This window comes from Paenibacillus sp. GL_099_B (genome assembly GCF_057835695.1).
In genome coordinates this window covers 2,582,112-2,600,666 of the sequence record NZ_CM174430.1, presented here as the reverse complement: position 1 = coordinate 2,600,666, position 18,555 = coordinate 2,582,112, and the positions used below count along the sequence as shown (strand labels likewise).

The window sequence follows — 18,555 nt, the reverse complement described above, 5'->3', positions numbered from 1 at the left end:
ATCGATGGATATGACCTCACTGCTGTTGCTTGTGTTCGCCGCGCTAGGTATTATCAGCAGTAATACACCCGTAACCGTAGCCATGGTATTTCTGTTGTTGCTGCGGGTACTGAACCTAAATCAGGCTTTTCCCTGGCTGGAAAAGTACGGACTTACGATTGGTATCATCATCCTGACCATTGGTGTTATGGCACCACTCGCCAGCGGAAAAATCAGTCTGCAGACAATTGGAGAGTCTTTTCTGCACTGGAAATCGCTGCTCGCCATTGGTGTGGGATTACTTGTCGCCCATCTCGGAGGACGAGGAGCTACGCTAATGAGTACACAGCCTACCGTCGTTGCCGGGCTGCTTATTGGTACGGTGCTTGGGGTTGCCTTGTTCAAGGGTGTACCTGTCGGTCCCCTGATTGCAGCAGGAATTTTATCCTTACTGCTCGGAAAATCATGATCAAAGTTGGGACTTGACATCCTTCTGCTGACTGGCTGTTTTTCCCACCGTTGTATGATATACTTCTATTCATGCAATTCAAGCATCCAAGTCCATAGCAGAGAAATCAATTTGATGTTCCTTCATACAAAATAAATTGATTCACCTCGCAACTATTAATGGCCGCAGGAGGATTCAGGAACCCATGTCACGTCAGTTTGTTACAGAAGCCGTGATGGTGGCAATTTACGGTCAATTGCTCGCGCCGCCGGCGCCTGTAGAATATATTGTTCCTTACACCACCATCCTTGAGTTATATGAATTTCAGACCAGCCCTGACCCTTTGATGGATAATCCGGCGGATGACCAGCATGTGAAATCCAAGATTAACGAAATGATTTCTTATTTTGAAGAACCTTTGAATAAGAAAAAAATAGAGCGCGCCCTGGCTGTTCCCTGGGCCAAAAGTCCGTCCATTCTGTTTGGTGATCAGGTCTCCATCGCCATCATTAATGCGGTTGATACCGCACAATATGGTGAATATTTTGATCCCATTGAGACCGAGCTGCTTCTCACTTCACAGCGCCTGGATACCCCCATACTTACCGATCAGGTCGAATTGATCGCACGTATTATTGAATCGGCATCTCCCGTGCAGGTCTTCGATATTGACGATTTTGATTTTGCGATGGATGATGAAGAACCGCTTGATCAAGTCTAGTTAGGACAGGAACCTGCTGGTTCACAAGAATAATCATTGTACTCATGGATAATGGTCCATAGATTTTGATTGCCACAACAAAGAAGACGCCTTCCCGACAGGAAAGGCGTCTTCTTTGTTGTGTTTATTCTATTTCGGAAGACCTGAGCAGCAAGCGGCTAAAATCATTCAGCCTGGGTAATGATTTGAGATCAAAAAACTTCAGCCCTGCTTCGCTATTTACTCGTGATTCTACGAGCGAATTCTGGACAATTTGTGCCCTGAACATAGCAATGACATAATATTCTTCATCCCCACTGGCATGCAAATGTCTCAGATTCGGACCGGAATGCAATCCTTCAAGTGTCATATGATTGGTGGTCCACCCCGTTTCTTCCCACAGTTCCCTGTGGGCGGTGTCCTCAATGGCTTCTCCCGGGCGCATCTGTCCCGCAGGAATACGCCAATGTCCGTGTTCAGCATGCTGGATAAGCAATAATTCACCTTGTTCATTCTCGGCCCGAACCGCCGCCTTAACAACAATATGAGAGCGATTCGCGATATACTGGGCCAAATCTCGGGCTGGCGGATTCATGTCGTATCTCCTCCTGTTCGAAAATCGGTGCGACCGGTGATGAGCCATTCTATATACGCAGAGATATCACGTTAAATCTCAGTGTAGCGATATTCGATATCCTGTCCCTCTTCAACGACATCTACATGAAGTTGATGACCCTTCAGATACCAGTAATCATGATCTTCCATAAAAAAATGGATACCCGATACCTTCGTTTGATCAGCAGGATGTCTCGGTTCCTCCACGGCGATTCCGAGGGAAAAGCCAGGATGAAGACCTCCGCCGGAGCTATAACGGGCGAAGAATCGAATGCTGTCTCCTTCGTTCAAATTCAGTTCTTCCTTATACCAGCGAGCAGCGCGGTCAGATACATGTATGGTACTCATTTGGTGTCAGCTCCTTCTCTATATATATGTTCCATCATATCGCTACAATGGCCTGATTACAAACCTCAACCACCCCAAATACGCAAAAAAAGTTCATTCACTTGTCATAATTTCATCACAATGCGCAGCATCCTCTGTTTTGGAAAAACGTTTGACAGATTGTAAAACTCGGTGTTAAGATGCAAACATACGAGATCCACATGCAATTTATTACCAAAAAAGAAAGGGTGGTTACGGTGTTTAACAATGACGATCTACATCAATTTAGCATACAACTAAATACCGGAGCACCCATGAAATCGTTATTCCGTTCATAAGACCGCATCACAGAAGCCTCTAATCAGGTTTGCTGTTTTGTACTCTCACAATCGAACTTTATCTACGGTGGTGGCTCTGCTCTCGGAGCCATGCTGCCGTATGAATGATACCCAAGACATACCGCCTGCGTGCGGTATGTCTTTTTTTGTGGGCTCAAATGGCTAAACATGAACGGAACATGCATTTCACGAACTTGAAAGGAAGGGATACCACTTGTTCTCTGTACTTAAAAATCTGGCCTGGTTTTTCCGGCTGGAACGCAAACGATACCTCATCGGTGTCACCTTGCTTATTATGGTGGGCATCATTGAATTGCTGCCACCTCGTCTTCTGGGCAATGCCATTGACGAGATTGTACGCGGTTCCATCACCGGCGCCTCACTTACACGTTACATTTTACTTATTCTTGGATCGGTCATCATTATTTATCTGACAACGTACATATGGATGCACAAACTGTTTGGCGGTGCCAATCTGGTTGAACGCTTGCTGCGGTCACGCTTTATGGACCATTTGCTGCGAATGACCCCGCCCTTTTTTGAGAAAAACAGAACCGGCGATCTGATGGCGCGTGCCACAAATGATCTTCGTTCCATTGCTACCACAGCAGGCTTCGGCATGCTGACGTTAACCGACTCCACTGCTTTTCTGGCAACTGTATTATTCGCCATGGGTTTTCTAGTTAGCTGGAAACTGACATTGGCCGCAATTCTGCCTCTGCCTTTTATCGCCATCGCCATGATGATCTATGGTAAAGCCGTCCATCAACGATACACATTGGCACAGGATGCATTCGGGGATATGAACGATCAGGTGCTTGAATCTATTGCCGGCATTCGAGTCGTGCGTGCCTATGTTCAGGAACGTATGGACGAGAAAAGGTTCGCTGATGTCACCGAAGATGTGTACCGCAAAAATCTGGCCGTTGCCAAGATGGATGCACTGTTCGAACCTACCATCCGGTTATGTGTCGGACTCAGTTATGTGATTGCACTTGCCTACGGCATTTATCTTGTTTTTCATAATGAAATTACCCTAGGGGATCTCGTATCGTTCAATATGTACCTGGGGATGATGATCTGGCCAATGTTCGCCATTGGAGAATTGATTAACCTGATGCAGCGTGGTAGTGCCTCACTGGATCGTGTTAATGAGACTCTATCTGTAGAACCTGCCGTGAAAGATGTTGATCAGCCTGCTCATATTACTAATCCTGAAGAAATCGCCATGCAGGATGTTACCTTCCGTTATCCTAGTTCTACTGTAGACAATCTCAGTCATGTCAGCTTTTCACTTCGACGCGGGCAGACACTGGGTATCGTAGGACGTACAGGTAGCGGCAAGTCCACCCTGCTCAAACAATTGCTTCATGAATACCCGGCCGGATCGGGTAAGTTAAGCATCTCCGGTCATCCGATTCAGGATATCGCCAAAGATGACCTGCACAGCTGGATTGGATATGTTCCACAAGAACAGGTGCTGTTCTCCAAATCGGTTCGCCAGAACATTCAATTCGGCAAGCCGGGTGCAGATGATAGTGTAATTATGGAAGCGATTCGCACTGCAGCCTTTGATGGAGATCTGGGCACATTATCCGATGGACTGGACACACTCGTTGGTGAAAAAGGAATTGCGCTGTCCGGTGGACAGAAACAGCGGGTATCGCTGGCGCGTGCCTTTATCGCCGATCCGGACATTTTGATTCTGGATGATGCTTTATCTGCCGTCGATGCACGAACCGAAGCCAAAATTATTGAAAATATACGCAACAAACGCTCGAGCAAAACAACGCTGATCTCGACTCACCGCCTGTCCGCTATTGAACACGCTGACCGAATCATCGTACTGGAGCAAGGGAAAATAACGGAAGAAGGAACCCATCAGGAACTGCTTGCTATGAACGGCTGGTACCGTGAACAGTATGAACGGCAACAGGTGGAGTCTAATTTGTCCACGTAGGAGGTCAACGCTTTGAAGTCTAATACAGGCAAACGGCTGCTTCAATATGCTCTAAAAGCCAAAGGTACGTTTATTGCCGCTTTAATTATGCTTACGATTGGAGTTGCGGCTGAACTTGCCGGCCCTTTCATCGCCAAGTCCATGATCGACAATCATTTGCTCGCTATTGAGCAGCCTTTCTATGAGACTACAGCTTCAAGCGAAGCGGCGGTCTACAATGGAAAGAACTACAAACGTGAAGGCCGGTTTGCAACGGATGAAACGAAAGGTACCCAGGTGCGCGTACTGCAAGCCGGAAGAAGTTTTTATTTTGTCAATGAACCCGTTAGTGCCCCCAATGGGGATCGAACCTATGCGGACGGAACACTGACGGTTACACGCGCAGGGGAAGTGACGGGTCAATATGCGGCGGTGCCTTTATCCGCTGGTGAACTCTTTGCCTTTTACAAACCCGAAATGCCAAGCATCTATCAATTGATTGTGTATTACATGATCTTCCTTGTCATCTCTGTCATTATGGAGTTTGGTAAAACATACTGGCTGCAATCATCTGCCAACAAAGTCATCCAAAGACTTCGTAACGATGTGTATGCACATATCCAGCGATTGCCTGTACACTTTTTCGACAACCTGCCTGCAGGTAAAGTGGTCTCTCGGGTCACCAACGATACCGAAGCCGTAAAGGATTTGTTCGTTGCAGTTTTGTCGAACTTTTTCTCAGGGATCATTACAATTACTGGAGTGTACATTGCGCTCTTCCTGCTGGATTTCCGTCTCGGATTGATCTCGCTGTTCGTTGTACCGATGCTGGTTCTGTGGATTGTGCTCTATCGTAAAATCGCTACTCGTTACAATACGATTATTCGTTCACGTCTGAGCGAGATTAATGCGATTATTAACGAATCCATTCAGGGGATGTCCATTATCCGGGTATTCCGTCATCAGAAACAAACCAAGCAGGAATTCGAGGATCTGAATGATGATTATATGAAACACCAGAACAAAATGCTCAACCTGAACGCTTTCACCTCACACAACCTGGTTAACGTCCTGCGGAATATCGCTTTTGCGGTTGTTCTGTGGTACTTCGGCTCTAGTGTGCTGGACGGCACAAGTATCATCTCGCTGGGTGTGCTGTATGCATTCGTTGACGTTCTCGGACGTTTGTTCCAGCCGATTACAGGTATGGTGAACCAACTCGCGAACCTGGACTCCTCCCTGGTATCCGCCGGACGTGTATTTGAACTGATGGATGAACCAGGTGAACCGGTAACCGATGGATCGATGCCGAGATACAAGGGGAATGTCGTGTTTGACGATGTATCCTTTGCTTATAAAAAAGATTATGTGCTGAACAATATCTCGTTCAAAGCATCACAAGGTCAAACGGTCGCGCTGGTGGGCCATACCGGTTCCGGTAAAAGCTCCATCATCAACCTGCTGTTCCGGTTCTATGATCCACAGAAAGGCAAGATCACGATCGACGGTCAGAACGTCAAGGATCTGCCTAAACAGTGGATTCGCGAACATATGGGCATTGTATTGCAAGATCCGTACCTGTTTACGGGTACCGTGGCGTCCAATGTCAGTCTCGAGGATGAGCAGATTACTCGTGCACAGATTGAACAGGCGCTGCGCGACGTAGGTGCAGAGCGAATTCTTGCCCATCTTCCACAAGGATTCGACGAGCCGGTTATCGAAAAAGGGAGCACCTTATCTGCCGGACAACGGCAATTGATCTCCTTCGCTCGTGCACTGGCATTCGATCCAGCCATCCTGATTCTCGATGAAGCTACTGCGAACATTGATACCGAAACAGAAGCATTAATTCAAAATGCGCTCGAAGTCCTCAAAAAAGGACGGACCACCTTCATCATCGCCCACCGTCTGTCCACGATTCGTTCAGCAGACCAGATTCTAGTCCTGCATCGCGGACGAATTGTTGAACAAGGTGCTCATGATGAGCTGATGGAACTCAAGGGACGCTATTATCAGATGTATCAGCTGCAACAAGGTGCTCAAGCAGCACCGGATACGAGTGGAAACAACCCATTGGGTGAGGCCATTCGAACCACTTCCTCCTTTGCTGGAGGCGGCGTGTAGTAGCACGGGAATGAATGCAAATATAATTCAACACCAACCGATATGCCCGCGGACCTCTTGGTCTGTAGGGATATCGGTTTTTATTTTGTCCACCATGACCCAAAATCCGAAAGAACGTTGAGTCCTCTAATCTACTCTAATCTACTTTACTCTGCTCCACTCCACTCTACATTTCTCCGCTCTTGTTTATCTCTCCTGATCTTACCTTTTTCTCAATCAACTCAGGTTTAATTAATTTAGATTTCCTTTCGTGTAATTCACAACTTCTAATTTCCTCTTATTGACAATGGAGAAGTCACCCTGTATTATACATACCAACGGTCGGTATCTAAAATATAAGGAGGTTATTATGGCCAGAAACAAGCACCCTGAACAGACGGTACAGCAGATTCTGAACGTCGCTGCGCAGTTGTTCACAGATAAAGGATTTGAAAAGACGAGTATCCAGGACATCATTGTTGCCCTAGGCATGTCCAAGGGAGCTGTGTATCATCACTTTAGATCCAAAGAGGAAATACTGGACGCGGTCATGGAACAACAGTTCAACTATTCCGCTCAGATGCTGGATCAATTAGTTACAAATACAACGACTACACCAGCACGAGAGAAGTTAGTTCAGATTTTGGAGTATGTCGTCTCTGATCAACAGGCCCATTCTCTGGATCACGTACTTCGAACCCAGATCAAAAATCCAGTATTCATTGTACGAGGGATTCAACAGGCTGTGCGGATTGATGCCCCGGTGATTGCAGCGATTTTGCGTGAAGGCATTACAGATGGATCTATTCATACCGAAGATCCCGAAGCTTGTGCAGAAGTATTCATGATGCTGGTCAATATATGGATTAATCCAACACTGTTCGGCCGCAATTCAAGCGAAACAAAGCAACGTCTTTATTTTTTACAGCGGTTGATGAACATGCTTGGTGCCGATATTGTGAGTGAATCACTAATTGAACGTATTCTAGACCAACATGCTGCGATGGATGCTTATCCTATTCTGGATGAAGACGTTGACAGAAATGAGGGATAACCATTTTGAAACCTAATAGACACATGATTTGCAAAGAATGGTTGTCCGAAGAACCCCTTCTCGCCCTTTCTCTGGAATGGATGCAAGGTGAAGTGCATATTAGCCGGGGCACAGAAGCGGTTATTCGTGTTACTCAATGGGGCTCCGCTCGTTTTCCAAGAACTCGATGTTTTGAAGCTAACGTCAGCCACGGTTTATTACATCTGATCGATGGACGAAAACAAGCTTTTCCGCTGGGCATTAACTTCCACCGCACATCGCTCCACATTGTACTGCCGATTACAGTCTTGAAAAGGCTGTCGATCAACGGAGTTGGTTCCCACTTTCTTGTAGATAACGTTTCTTCGGAACAATGGAATTGTGACTGTACATCCGGCAAGCTCACCTTAACTGGCCATGCCCAGCATATCCGTCTACGATCAGTAGGCAGTCGGGTTACAGCAACAGACCTCCATGCAGAACAAATGCAACTGCAATCCACTTCTTCACCTGTTCAGTTATCCGGTCAGTTCACCCATATTCAATCTAAAGTGATAGGCAGCCAACTCACTATTCACTCCTCAACGATGCTTCAATCTCTGGATATTCGCTCCACAGGTTGTAACGTTGAAGTGCGAATCCCAGCAGATAACGATGGATTCAAGTTAGACTTCAAGCAGGCTGGGGGCCGATTCAACAGTGATCTCCCGCTTCACTCCGATCATAATCAACATACGTATCGTAACGGTACTTATCCATTTCAAGCAGAGGTCAGAGGTGGGAAGCTCACCATAGGGAGCTCTTCTTAACATTCCATATAGAGGAGGTAACATATGAGCATTGGCTGGATTGTTGGCAGCAGCTTGGCTACCGTGGTATTACTTGCGGGGATCATCAGTTTGTTCATCGGTATACGTAAAAACAATCATCGGCGCTGGCCTTGGTGGTTCATCGGTTTTGGGGTGGCTGCACTCGTTAGTGCAGCGATTAATTATCCCGGAACATAGTAACGCCGCATCAACATGCGCAAAAAAAAGACAATCACGCAGACCAGTCACTTTCCGTGCTGCTGCGGATTGTCTATCCATCTATCCATCCTTTGACCATATATCCCATATATAATATCGTTTCTCTTGCCAGAAAAGGAAATTGGCTGCGCCAGGTCTGGTAAGCCGTCGTTCGTGTTGGGGACGGAACAGCATCCATGCCGAGTCCGCTAGCGAGCTTCATCGCCCGTTTCATATGTAACGGGTCACTTACAATGGTGTAGGTGTGAAACCCCGCCTGTTTCCCAACGGAAAGCGAGTTCACCAGATTCTCCTCCGTAATTCTCGACTCTGTCTCCATTTGAATATCTGAAGGATCTACACCATGTGCAACAGCATAATCTCGTCCTACTTCAGCTTCGGTTCGTTCTCCTGCACTGCCAGAACCACCAGTAAAGAGCAGATGGCTGATCGTCCCCTGGCGATATAATAAAATGGCATGCTCAATACGTTCGCGAAATACGGGTGAAGGGTTATCCCCATCTACGGCTGCACCGAGGATAATAGCCGCATCACTCTGTCTGGATGATTCCTCATCGGTGTAGGTCCAGATGAGCGAGGCCGTAGTTATCGTCCATATAACCCCAAGCAACACGAGCAATGTAATGGAGATTACAAGCCAGCGTCTGCTTTTTATTTTACGTATCCGGGACTTGCCTTCTATCACAATGATTCATCCTCTTCCAGTGCCCGGGCGTGCATGCTCTCTGCATGCATACGTTCGAGTGTCTGCAACGCCGCCGCGGATTCAGCATCCAACCCCAGCTCTGCAATCCAGGCACCTGTGTACTGCTGAAGACTAATCTCCAGTTTCTGTGCACGGTCTTTGAAATCTTCCAGCTCCTTGATCATGCGTGATCGTCCTTCAGGACTGAATGTCTCATGAATTCGTTCCTTGAAATAGTGATGTACAATGCTATTACGCTGCTTCCATAGTTCATTCAACTGACGAGTCTCTTCCTCCGAAAAAGTAAAATGATGACGCACCTCATGAATGAGTTGCCCGAGTGAACTGCTCATCTTCCGTTCGTACAGATCTTCCAGATCTTCTTCGGAAACAACTTTGCCCTGAGACATTTTCATTAATAAAATCAGATTGACCAGTTGCTGTTCAAGCGCCTGTCCATAATATACAGCCAATCCGTAATATGCAAACAATTCTCTGGAGTGTTCGCTGTCCAGCATGTCACCATGCTGCATGTCTGTATTTTGCATAAGCGAGCGCCCCCTTTATCTCCGTACAATACATTCCATTCTAACGTCCCTCTATGGTAACGAAACATGGACCAACATTCAAGTTAAGCAGAATAATAGCATCTAACTCCGTATATCCCTTCTTCCCGATAACCATACATGAATGATAAGTATAACTATGGCATAGAGTACAGCCCACACTGTCGTCAGCACAACGGCCCCCAACTTCAAATCTTCAAATAACATCATCTCACGCACGAGATAAAATGCCGGTGGCAGAATCTTGACAACCCACTGTATGGATTCAGGCAAACGTCCGCTTAATGAACCTTGGACAAACGATAATAACATCACCACAATGAAAGGCGGCATGCTGCGGCTCAGCATGGGAATGTATGATTTTTGGAAGAAAACACTGAGCCCCAGACCCAGGAGCGACAACGCCAAATGTCCGGCCCAAGCCATAATCCACTCCCCAGTACTTGGTACCCTTCCAAACATGCCCGTAACAACCGGATATAACACGGTAATTGCAGTCAGACCAAACTGCATGATCAACGCACAGATCAGTTGTGCGAAGACAGCCTTGCGTTTGCTTCCTGCATGCAGAACAAGCAATTGATACTGACCCGCAGGTTCCGTATTCATTACCGTCAGGCCCAGCCAGGCCGCACCAAAAAAGAGCAGCATGGCCGTAACGCTGTAACTGTCCGCAACCGGATTAGGTTTGTAGGAATAGATAAGCAGCATCGTAATGATATAAAAGATCACCGGCGCAACATATTTCTGTGAACGTATGTAATGTTTTAACAAATAACGAGTCAAGTAGATCATTGGAGGTCGCCTCCTACCGTAGATATAGAGGAAAGGTTCTCAGCAAATTCCCTGCTTATAGCCTCACCTGGGTGCCGCCCCTCCATCAACCCTTCCATATTTAATCGGCTCTCTTCCGGCTGTACAGACACAATGGAACCGCCAGCTGCCAGAATCATTCCAATAATCCGATCTGCCGAACTGCGTGACACCTTCCAATCCCATACTTCTCGACCATAATCCTGACGAACCATACTGCGATGGGATGCAATGATTCCCGGTTGATCAACAAGCAGCGCATCGATAACGGATTGTTCCAGCCCTTCCATCACACTTTGAATACTCAGAGCGGGCTCACCAGCTTGCTGCAAATCTTCCTGGCTCCAGCGACGCAGCACCGTTCCCTTCTGTAACACGATGACCTGATCCGCGAGACGTTCAATCAGCAATGGCTCATGGCAAGCTGTAACGATCTGGCTTCCTTCCTGTTTCCACTGTCTGAGCAAAGCTACAATTGCTTCCTGTGCCGGAACGTCCAGTCCGGACAATGGTTCATCAAGCAGCAATAACCCATCAGGTCCAGGCAGTAAAGCCTGAATCAAATTCACCTTCTGCAAAGTACCTTTGGATAACTGAGGCAGGTTCTGATCCAGCGCCGCGCCCACGAATAACAGCTCACTTAATTCCCCTATCCGTTGACGCAATATCTCAGGTCGCATGCCACGAATACGTCCCATTTCCCAAAGGTACTCTCTTGATGTGAAGGGCAGGCGTGACAGTCCATCCAGTGCATACATAATCCGCCCATGCCTGTGCTTGCGCAGCGAGCCTGAGTCAGGCAGTAACATACCCGCCAGCACACGCAGCAATGTGCTTTTGCCTGATCCATTCCTGCCCACCAGGACGATGCACTCCCCCTGACCTACTTCCAGATTGATATCATTCAATACCTGCACATCCCCAAGTCGTTTGCTCACCTGTTGTAGCGATATGATTCGTCCGTTTGAGCCTGCTGCTGCTTTTCCTGTTTTATCGAAGAATCTACTTGTCCTCCATCCCATAGAATCACATCCGTTCAGGAGCCTGAACGCCCAGTAAATATAGGCTGTAGGCAAGACGCTCCGCCGTACGCTCTGTTAACGCCACCCGGAAGGGTTTGACGTCAGCCGGCGCATCCGCAATCCGTTCCGTATGGTAAAAGCGGTTGAACGCTTGGGCAACATCTATCGCGTACTTGGCAATGACCGAAGGCTCGTTGCGATGAATTGCTTTTTCCAGATACTGCGGATAATCCGCCAGCAGTTTCAGCAATGCCCATGAAGTGTCACCGACCATGACCGGTTTGTTCTCTGAGTTTGCCGCAGCATTGTTACTACTACTAACATGGTCCAATTGATTTTCATTTTCCACACGCTCTGCCTCTGCCGCCTTGGCAAGCACGCTATTAATCCGGGCATGCGTATATTGCACATAAGGTCCTGTCTCTCCTTCAAAGCTCACCGCATCTTCAAGCGAGAAATCGACGTCGTTCAACCGGTTATTTCGCAGATCTCCGAATACAATCGCACCTACACCAACCGCTTCCGCAACCTCCTGCGAATTCGGAAGATTCGGATTTTTCTCCTGAATAATCTGTAATGCCCGAGCAACCGCCTCATCCAGTACCTCCTGCAAAAAGACGACTTTCCCCCGGCGGGTAGACATCTTCCGTCCTTCGAAACGCATCAAACCAAACGGAATATGTTCACAAATCTCAGACCACGCATACCCCATCCGGGATAATACCGCAAATACCTGACGGAAATGAAGCTTCTGCTCACCCCCAACCACGTACAGCATCTTATCCGCCTTCATCACATCATGACGATAAACGGCTGTTGCCAGATCCCGTGTTGGGTAGATGGTTGTTCCATCGGTTTTGATAATCAGGCAAGGTGGCATATTCTCATCCTCCAAACGTACCACCAGTGCGCCTTCACTCTCTTCCAGCAATCTTTTGAATTTCAGTTCTTCAACTACAGCACCCATCTTGTCGTTATAAAAGCTCTCACCCAGCGTATGGTCAAACTGTACATTCAGACGCTCATACATCCGGTTGAATTCTTTCATGCTCACTTCTACAAAAAAGGTCCATAACCGCTGTGCTTCTTCATCCCCTTGCTCCAGCTTGCGAAACCAATCTCGTGCTTCAATCTCCAGAGATGGATCACTCTCCGCCTCATCGTGAAACCGCACATACAGTTCCAATGATGTACGAATCGGCTCAGCCTGTAGCGCTTCATCATTACCCCAACGTTTGTAGGCTGCAATCTGTTTACCGAATTGCGTTCCCCAATCCCCCAGATGATTCACACTGACCGAAGTATAGCCTGCCTCGTTATATAACCGATACAATGCTGCCCCAATCACGGTGGAGCGCAGATGACCGATTCCGAACGGCTTGGCAATGTTAGGCGACGACATGTCGATTACGACGCGTGCACCTGCCCCCAGCTGCAGCTTGCCAAATGTTTTATGTCCCAGTTCTTGCAGCAGCTTCGGCGCCAGATCTTCCCGATTGAAACGTATGTTTACATAGGGTCCTGCTGGTGAAGCATCCAGCCCAACTGTCTGTAATTCGGCTGCAATATCAGCAGCGATGATCGCGGGTGCTTTTTTCAACGACTTGGCCAGAATAAAGCAGGGAAACGCCGCATCTCCCATCTCCACCTGTGGTGGAACCTCCAATAATCTCAACACCTCGTCTTGCTTCAATCCCGTTAAGGGAGCAATATGTGCTGCTGCCTGATTCATCAACATGTCAAACACTCCTAATCATTATCGTATTTAGCCATGCTATAGAAAACAAAAAAGCCCTCGTCTCTATATCAGAGACGAGAGCTGATCTTCACAGTTCCCGCGGTACCACTCTAGGTGAACATGTAGCAAATGTACATCATAGTACATTCACAGCCTGCTCCGCTCGGTGCGATTAACGGCCGCCTGCCGGATTGCCCTCTAGCCCATGCACTACACCCTCTCAAGGGTGTAAACATTCCTTCGGACAACCATCTCACGGGTGCGCTTCACTCAGGTCATGTCATACCGGCTTCCACCTGCCCCGGCTCGCTGTCATGCATGGATTCTGGCTACTCTCCCGATCACGGATATTCATCGTTTCAATTCATTGCCATCATTATACAGATCAAGCTCTGCTTTGGCAACCTGTTACATGCATTTCCCCATGGAGAACCTGCTTACAATAGAAGTTCTCGCCTGCTGATGGTGAAGAATTTTACTATGCTGTATCCATAAAAAAATCCCCTCCAGCAGACAACGTTGAAAAACATCTTATCGGATGCCTTATTTCGTTGTCTTCTGTGAGGGGATTAGCCTGGCATCTTGCATATGCCCAGGCTTTTTATTTTCAATTTAATTCAATGGAGTTATATTTACGCTACTGCGGCCATCATGCGGCAAGCCTCTGCACATTTGCGGCACGCTTCTGCGCAAGCCTGGCAGTGATCATGTTGATGTTTGCCACACTCAGCAGCACAAGCTTCACACGCTTTCACACACAGTTCGCAAATTTCGTCAATGAAATCACTTCCGCGTGTCATTGCTTGGGCAGCAAAATTGCAGATCTCTGCACATTCCCGATCCAAACGAATGCAATCACGCAGCATCGCCAGATCATATTCTTTCAGACTCGATATGTAACATACATTGCAAGCATTCATACACTCCAGGCAAGCATCGATACATTGTTGATATTGTTGTTGTGTCATTTAAAGTTACCTCCCAGACTAAGTTTGCTATGCTTCTTAATACCCCGTCTGGAGGAACCTTGAATCATTTAGCCTGATTTATTGCCTCTAATTCCAGCAATTGGTTGCGAATGACCGACTGATCGAAATGCTCACCTATAAACACAGCTACGTTAGGCACATCCCCCTGAGGCGTGATCTTCATATAATCCGATTCCCGGTAAGCATATTGGAACCAGAACCGACTGGACGTATCGCTAAAAGATAAAATCCCTTTTGCCCGATACACGTCGCGTGGTAACTCAGCTATCAAACGCTCAAAGGCCTCACTGTTCACCGGCTGGGTGAAATAGTGCGTATACACCATGACATGTTCATGCGAAGCATGGGTATGGGCATGATTATGGTCATGATCATGAGGAGAACCATGGACATTCTCCTGGGATTGTTGATGGGCTTCGTGATCATGATGCACATGCTCATGGTATTCATGACCATGACTGCATCCATGCTCCGCACAAGCTTCGGAATGAACGTGATGTGCCTGTTCTGCATTCTTACTCGCTTCTTCTACAGATTGATAGGCATGCACATTGTCTCCGCTACGAAGCAGCATATCCATGTCGACTTCACACTTCACCGTAGGCAGTACCGGAGCGAAACCGTTCCAGCGTGCCAACAGGTCTCGCAAATCTGCCAACTGCTGCTCATTCACCCGGTCCGTTTTGTTCAGGAGAAGTACAGACGCACAGCGAATCTGTTCCTGCATAAGCTTGAAGGTTTGGCCCTTCTGCTCCTGGTACAGCCCTGACAGATGAGCGGCATCTACCACAGTGATCAGGCTTTTCAGTTCCAGTCGCATATAGAGGGAAGTTTCCGTTACTGCATCCAGAATCTCCATCGGGTTTGCTGCTCCCGTTGCTTCGATGATAATCACATCAGGCGATTCCTCCTGCACAAGATCAGTAAGTTGCAGCCCCAAGTCACCGCGAACAGTACAGCAGATACACCCTCCTAACATTTCCGTCATTGGCACGGAAGCATCCACAATCTGACCATCCAGATTCACTTCACCCAATTCATTCATGACCACTGCGGGCCGGAGACCTTGTTGCTGCCAATGTTCAATCAGTTGAACAAGCAGTGTCGTTTTGCCACTACCCAAGAAGCCTGACAATATATATACAGGTATGGATGATTCATTTGTTTTTAATTCACTCATCGTTGTTCACCTCTCTATTTGTCCAATGAAACTGGTCTATCTCTATCCTAGCGAGTGTACACTATCCTGCAATCTTTGCGCAATCCTGGCCTTCTATTTGCAAGTCCATTGCCTCACTCTTCTTAATGGTCTATGCTATGAGAACGTGTTGATTGGAGGAGGATGCATGATGAACAATTCAGTGGAACAACATCGTCAGGAAGCCCCTGACACGGTATCCTGCATGATTGTAACCGTATCGGATACCCGCACCAAGGACACCGATACAAGTGGACAACTTATGCACAAGCTGCTGACCGATTCAGGCTACCAGATCGTCGATTATATCATTACACCGGATGAGACCGAAACTATTCAAAGCATCCTGCAAGATGCAGCCGTTCGTGACGATATCGAAGCCGTACTGCTCAGCGGCGGAACCGGAATTGCACCTCGTGATACAACATATGAGGCAGTATCCTCACTCCTCGATAAGGAGTTGCCTGGCTTTGGTGAAATCTTTCGCTTCCTTAGTTATACCGAGGATATCGGTTCTGCTGCCATTCTTAGCCGGGCGGTTGCCGGAACGATTGGTCGTACAGCCGTATTCTCCATGCCAGGCTCCAAGGGAGCTGTCAAGCTGGCAATGGAAAAACTCATTTTGCCAGAGCTGAGGCATGTCATGCGTGAAATATATAAACCCGTCTGAATAATCAGACGGGTTTTTCGGATTTATTTTAGTGGAGTCGATTACTTCAGTTGCTCAAGCACTTGCTGGAATACCTGCATAACGTCTTCTTCATAATCGTCCTTTTCTCCACCTGAAGCCGTATAGACCAGTGACACGTAGTCTTTGCTGCGAATCGTTGTTTTGCCAAGCACATTTTCCATCACAGCCTCATCGCCATCATTACCGTACATTTCGTTCATCTGGGCTGCTCTTGTAGGGGCATCACTGAAAATGTGGACCTTTATAATATGTCTGCCACTTCCATTCAGCAAGTACATGTAAGAGATTCCACCCTCACCATCATCAGCGGACATATTATTCATCAACTTCATGCCTTTTGCAGCAAAAGCTTCATCCAACTTCTGAATTAATGGACCATTTAACCCGTGACCCTGACTCTTTGCCCGAACATTTCCTTCATCTGTCGCTTGTCGGGTATATATTTTCCGTTCCTGCTCAACATTCGATGCCGAACACGCCACTGTAGATATTGCACATAGCACCACAATCATACTGACCAGAACAGACTTCACACGTCCAGATCTGTGATGCAATCCTTTTCCGTTAACACGCATACTCATCCTTCCTTTCCCGCCACATGCAGGGTGACGCTCTCAGGTAGAGTTAGCATGTCTAGGAGAAAAGAATCTTATTCGGCAGGCGTTTCCGACAGCGTATTAACTACAGTACGACCTACAGCACCGCCCTTGAGGATCGTTTCCAGTGTCTGAGGCAGTTGTGCCCATGAGATTTCCTGAATCCCCAGCTCCAGTGCCCGATCCGGCTTCCATTCTCCGCCAAGCAGCTTCCATATCCGTTCCCGCCGTTCCATCGGGCAATAGACTGAATCAATCCCAATTAATTGGATTCCTCGCAAAATAAACGGAAATACGGTGGACTCGAACGCAGCTCCTCCGGTTAAGCCTGATACGGCGACAGCGCCTCCGTATTGAATCTGTTTCAGACGTTCGGCCAGTGCCGGACCTGCTGCCGGATCAATTACACCTGCCCAGAGCTGTTTGCCCATTGCACCCTTGGCTGGCGCATCCGCTTCTTCACGTGAAATGACATGTGAGGCTCCCAGATTCCGAAGCAGCTGCTCCTGTTGATCTTTTTTGCCTGTACTTGCTGTCACTTCAAATCCCAGCTTCGCCAGAATAGCCACCGCCATACTGCCTACCCCTCCAGTTGCTCCCGTCACCAGAATATTGCCCATCTCCGGAGTCACTCCAGCCCGCAACAAAGCATCTACCGAAAGTGCTGCCGTGAACCCTGCCGTACCAATCGCCATCGCTTCCTTCTCACTGAGTCCATGCGGCAGAGGAACAAGCCATTCGCTGCGCAGACGCGCATATTGACTATACCCTCCAAAATGAGACACACCCGGCTCGAAGCCTGTGCTGATCACCCGATCCCCCGGTGCAAACCGGCCGCTCACGGATTCCTCAACAATCCCTGCAAGATCGATTCCCGGTACGATCGGATATTCGCGAACCACACCGCCCTTTTCTGTTGTGGCGAGTCCATCTTTAAAATTGACGCTTGAGTATTGAACCTGTAGGGTTACGTCACCATTAGGCAAGTCCTCTTTCGTCAGCTGCTCCATAGCAGCCTTCACGCCACCTTGTTCTTCTTTGCGCACGACATACGCAGGAAAAGTGTTTTTCATTCGTTATCCTCTCCTTAATTATGATTTACATATTTTTCTATTCACATCATGAATTGTTCGTCTTCAAATTAAATAAGTATAAGGGCGGCATCCGTCAAACTCAATCTCTCCGGCTTGTCATTAAATAAATGAGTGGGCCTATCAATGGGATCACCCCTGCAACGGCCCACCCGCGAGATCCTCTCGCTTTCCCTGACCTCCTTAACAGCAGGCAAGCAAAAATGGCCGGATAAATCCCAAGCCACGAAAATACGGTTAGCAGCCAGGGTTCCTTACTTTGCAGTGTAACCAGCTCTTTAAACACAGGGTCAATCCCAAGCGGCTGCCCAGGTACCCAAAACCAGGCATACACAATGAAGGCCAGCCAGATCAGTGCCAAAATCCATCTCATGGTTGCACCTCCTCTTTCATTCATCCCCGGCAGATACGCAATTGAAACAGACACAGAAACGGATCCTGTCGAAAGGCAAGCTCTGAAAGATGCAGCATTTGACGTCTCCTGCGCTTTCCCGAGAAATAATTGCTTCATTTCCCTGTAGACCTGCGTCCGTTGAAGGTATAGTATACCGCAGTTCATGGACTGTCTGTCCATGATGTTTCACACACCATCCGTCGTCCTTTGAACACAATGGTGGAAGAGCAAAAAGGCATAACCCGGTTTACTTCCTTCCGGT

21 protein-coding genes are annotated in these 18,555 nt (G+C 47.7%); 9 read left to right on the top strand and 12 right to left on the bottom strand.

From position 1 onward, the window contains the following. Window positions 1-4: 4 nt before the first annotated feature. Complete coding sequence (locus AC3ITG_RS12150; RefSeq protein ID WP_024630316.1) at window positions 5-448, top strand: DUF441 domain-containing protein; 444 nt, start codon at window positions 5-7, stop codon at window positions 446-448. A 184-nt stretch (window positions 449-632) separates the two neighbouring features. Next, window positions 633-1,148 (top strand): hypothetical protein, encoded by a 516-nt coding sequence (locus AC3ITG_RS12145; RefSeq protein WP_063566333.1) that lies wholly within the window; start codon window positions 633-635, stop codon window positions 1,146-1,148. Window positions 1,149-1,272: 124 nt separating this feature from the next. On the opposite strand, the gene AC3ITG_RS12140 is transcribed toward AC3ITG_RS12145, so the two are convergent. Further along, window positions 1,273-1,722 carry an NUDIX domain-containing protein gene (locus AC3ITG_RS12140; protein ID WP_413377620.1) on the bottom strand — a complete coding sequence of 150 codons (450 nt, stop codon included), beginning with the start codon at window positions 1,720-1,722 and terminating at the stop codon, window positions 1,273-1,275. A 71-nt stretch (window positions 1,723-1,793) separates the two neighbouring features. Next, on the bottom strand, window positions 1,794-2,090 hold the full coding sequence (locus AC3ITG_RS12135; RefSeq protein WP_413377618.1) for a HesB/YadR/YfhF family protein: 297 nt from the start codon (window positions 2,088-2,090) through the stop codon (window positions 1,794-1,796). 531 nt (window positions 2,091-2,621) lie between these two features. Between AC3ITG_RS12135 and AC3ITG_RS12130 the strand changes: the two genes are divergently transcribed. From AC3ITG_RS12130 to AC3ITG_RS12110, 5 genes are all read left to right on the top strand, one after another. Further along, window positions 2,622-4,367 (top strand): ABC transporter ATP-binding protein, encoded by a 1,746-nt coding sequence (locus AC3ITG_RS12130; RefSeq protein WP_489253836.1) that lies wholly within the window; start codon window positions 2,622-2,624, stop codon window positions 4,365-4,367. Between the two features lie 12 nt (window positions 4,368-4,379). Next, window positions 4,380-6,470: an ABC transporter ATP-binding protein gene (locus AC3ITG_RS12125; protein WP_489253835.1), complete on the top strand. Its 2,091-nt coding sequence runs from the start codon at window positions 4,380-4,382 to the stop codon at window positions 6,468-6,470. A gap of 349 nt (window positions 6,471-6,819) precedes the next feature. After that, window positions 6,820-7,503, top strand: coding sequence for a TetR/AcrR family transcriptional regulator (locus tag AC3ITG_RS12120; protein ID WP_489253834.1), 684 nt, complete (start codon window positions 6,820-6,822; stop codon window positions 7,501-7,503). A 5-nt stretch (window positions 7,504-7,508) separates the two neighbouring features. Beyond that, entirely contained in the window at window positions 7,509-8,291 is a 783-nt protein-coding gene (locus AC3ITG_RS12115) for a DUF4097 family beta strand repeat-containing protein (RefSeq protein WP_489253833.1), read from the top strand. A 24-nt stretch (window positions 8,292-8,315) separates the two neighbouring features. Then, window positions 8,316-8,489, top strand: coding sequence for a hypothetical protein (locus AC3ITG_RS12110; RefSeq protein ID WP_162842452.1), 174 nt, complete (start codon window positions 8,316-8,318; stop codon window positions 8,487-8,489). A 73-nt stretch (window positions 8,490-8,562) separates the two neighbouring features. On the opposite strand, the gene AC3ITG_RS12105 is transcribed toward AC3ITG_RS12110, so the two are convergent. The 5 genes from AC3ITG_RS12105 to argS form a co-directional block, all read right to left on the bottom strand. Further along, window positions 8,563-9,195, bottom strand: coding sequence for a YdcF family protein (locus AC3ITG_RS12105; RefSeq protein WP_449008720.1), 633 nt, complete (start codon window positions 9,193-9,195; stop codon window positions 8,563-8,565). Continuing rightward, window positions 9,192-9,743: a hypothetical protein gene (locus AC3ITG_RS12100; RefSeq protein ID WP_163760840.1), complete on the bottom strand. Its 552-nt coding sequence runs from the start codon at window positions 9,741-9,743 to the stop codon at window positions 9,192-9,194. Before AC3ITG_RS12100 ends, AC3ITG_RS12105 begins: the two co-directional genes overlap by 4 nt. A 102-nt stretch (window positions 9,744-9,845) precedes the next feature. After that, window positions 9,846-10,556, bottom strand: a complete 711-nt coding sequence (locus AC3ITG_RS12095; protein ID WP_489253832.1) for a hypothetical protein — start codon at window positions 10,554-10,556, stop codon at window positions 9,846-9,848. Then, on the bottom strand, window positions 10,553-11,596 hold the full coding sequence (locus tag AC3ITG_RS12090) for an ATP-binding cassette domain-containing protein (protein WP_489253831.1): 1,044 nt from the start codon (window positions 11,594-11,596) through the stop codon (window positions 10,553-10,555). The genes AC3ITG_RS12095 and AC3ITG_RS12090 overlap by 4 nt, the downstream gene beginning before the upstream one ends. A gap of 4 nt (window positions 11,597-11,600) precedes the next feature. After that, window positions 11,601-13,334, bottom strand: a complete 1,734-nt coding sequence (gene argS, locus AC3ITG_RS12085) for an arginine--tRNA ligase (RefSeq protein ID WP_489253830.1) — start codon at window positions 13,332-13,334, stop codon at window positions 11,601-11,603. 129 nt (window positions 13,335-13,463) lie between these two features. On the opposite strand from argS, the gene AC3ITG_RS12080 reads away from it, so the two are divergent. Next, window positions 13,464-13,829: a hypothetical protein gene (locus AC3ITG_RS12080; protein ID WP_489253829.1), complete on the top strand. Its 366-nt coding sequence runs from the start codon at window positions 13,464-13,466 to the stop codon at window positions 13,827-13,829. 137 nt (window positions 13,830-13,966) lie between these two features. Here the strand turns inward: AC3ITG_RS12080 and AC3ITG_RS12075 are convergent, their stop codons facing one another. After that, on the bottom strand, window positions 13,967-14,302 hold the full coding sequence (locus AC3ITG_RS12075) for a four-helix bundle copper-binding protein (RefSeq protein WP_489253828.1): 336 nt from the start codon (window positions 14,300-14,302) through the stop codon (window positions 13,967-13,969). A gap of 64 nt (window positions 14,303-14,366) precedes the next feature. Then, window positions 14,367-15,503, bottom strand: a complete 1,137-nt coding sequence (locus tag AC3ITG_RS12070; protein ID WP_489253827.1) for a CobW family GTP-binding protein — start codon at window positions 15,501-15,503, stop codon at window positions 14,367-14,369. Between the two features lie 166 nt (window positions 15,504-15,669). Here AC3ITG_RS12070 and AC3ITG_RS12065 point away from each other — a divergent pair, with 166 nt between their 5' ends. Beyond that, window positions 15,670-16,191, top strand: coding sequence for a MogA/MoaB family molybdenum cofactor biosynthesis protein (locus AC3ITG_RS12065; RefSeq protein ID WP_489253826.1), 522 nt, complete (start codon window positions 15,670-15,672; stop codon window positions 16,189-16,191). A 41-nt stretch (window positions 16,192-16,232) separates the two neighbouring features. Here the strand turns inward: AC3ITG_RS12065 and AC3ITG_RS12060 are convergent, their stop codons facing one another. The 3 genes from AC3ITG_RS12060 to AC3ITG_RS12050 form a co-directional block, all read right to left on the bottom strand. Next, window positions 16,233-16,787 carry a hypothetical protein gene (locus tag AC3ITG_RS12060; protein ID WP_489253825.1) on the bottom strand — a complete coding sequence of 185 codons (555 nt, stop codon included), beginning with the start codon at window positions 16,785-16,787 and terminating at the stop codon, window positions 16,233-16,235. Window positions 16,788-16,861: 74 nt separating this feature from the next. Next, on the bottom strand, window positions 16,862-17,881 hold the full coding sequence (locus AC3ITG_RS12055) for an acrylyl-CoA reductase family protein (protein WP_489253824.1): 1,020 nt from the start codon (window positions 17,879-17,881) through the stop codon (window positions 16,862-16,864). Between the two features lie 100 nt (window positions 17,882-17,981). Continuing rightward, window positions 17,982-18,272, bottom strand: coding sequence for a hypothetical protein (locus AC3ITG_RS12050; protein ID WP_489253823.1), 291 nt, complete (start codon window positions 18,270-18,272; stop codon window positions 17,982-17,984). Between the last annotated feature and the right edge of the window lie 283 nt (window positions 18,273-18,555).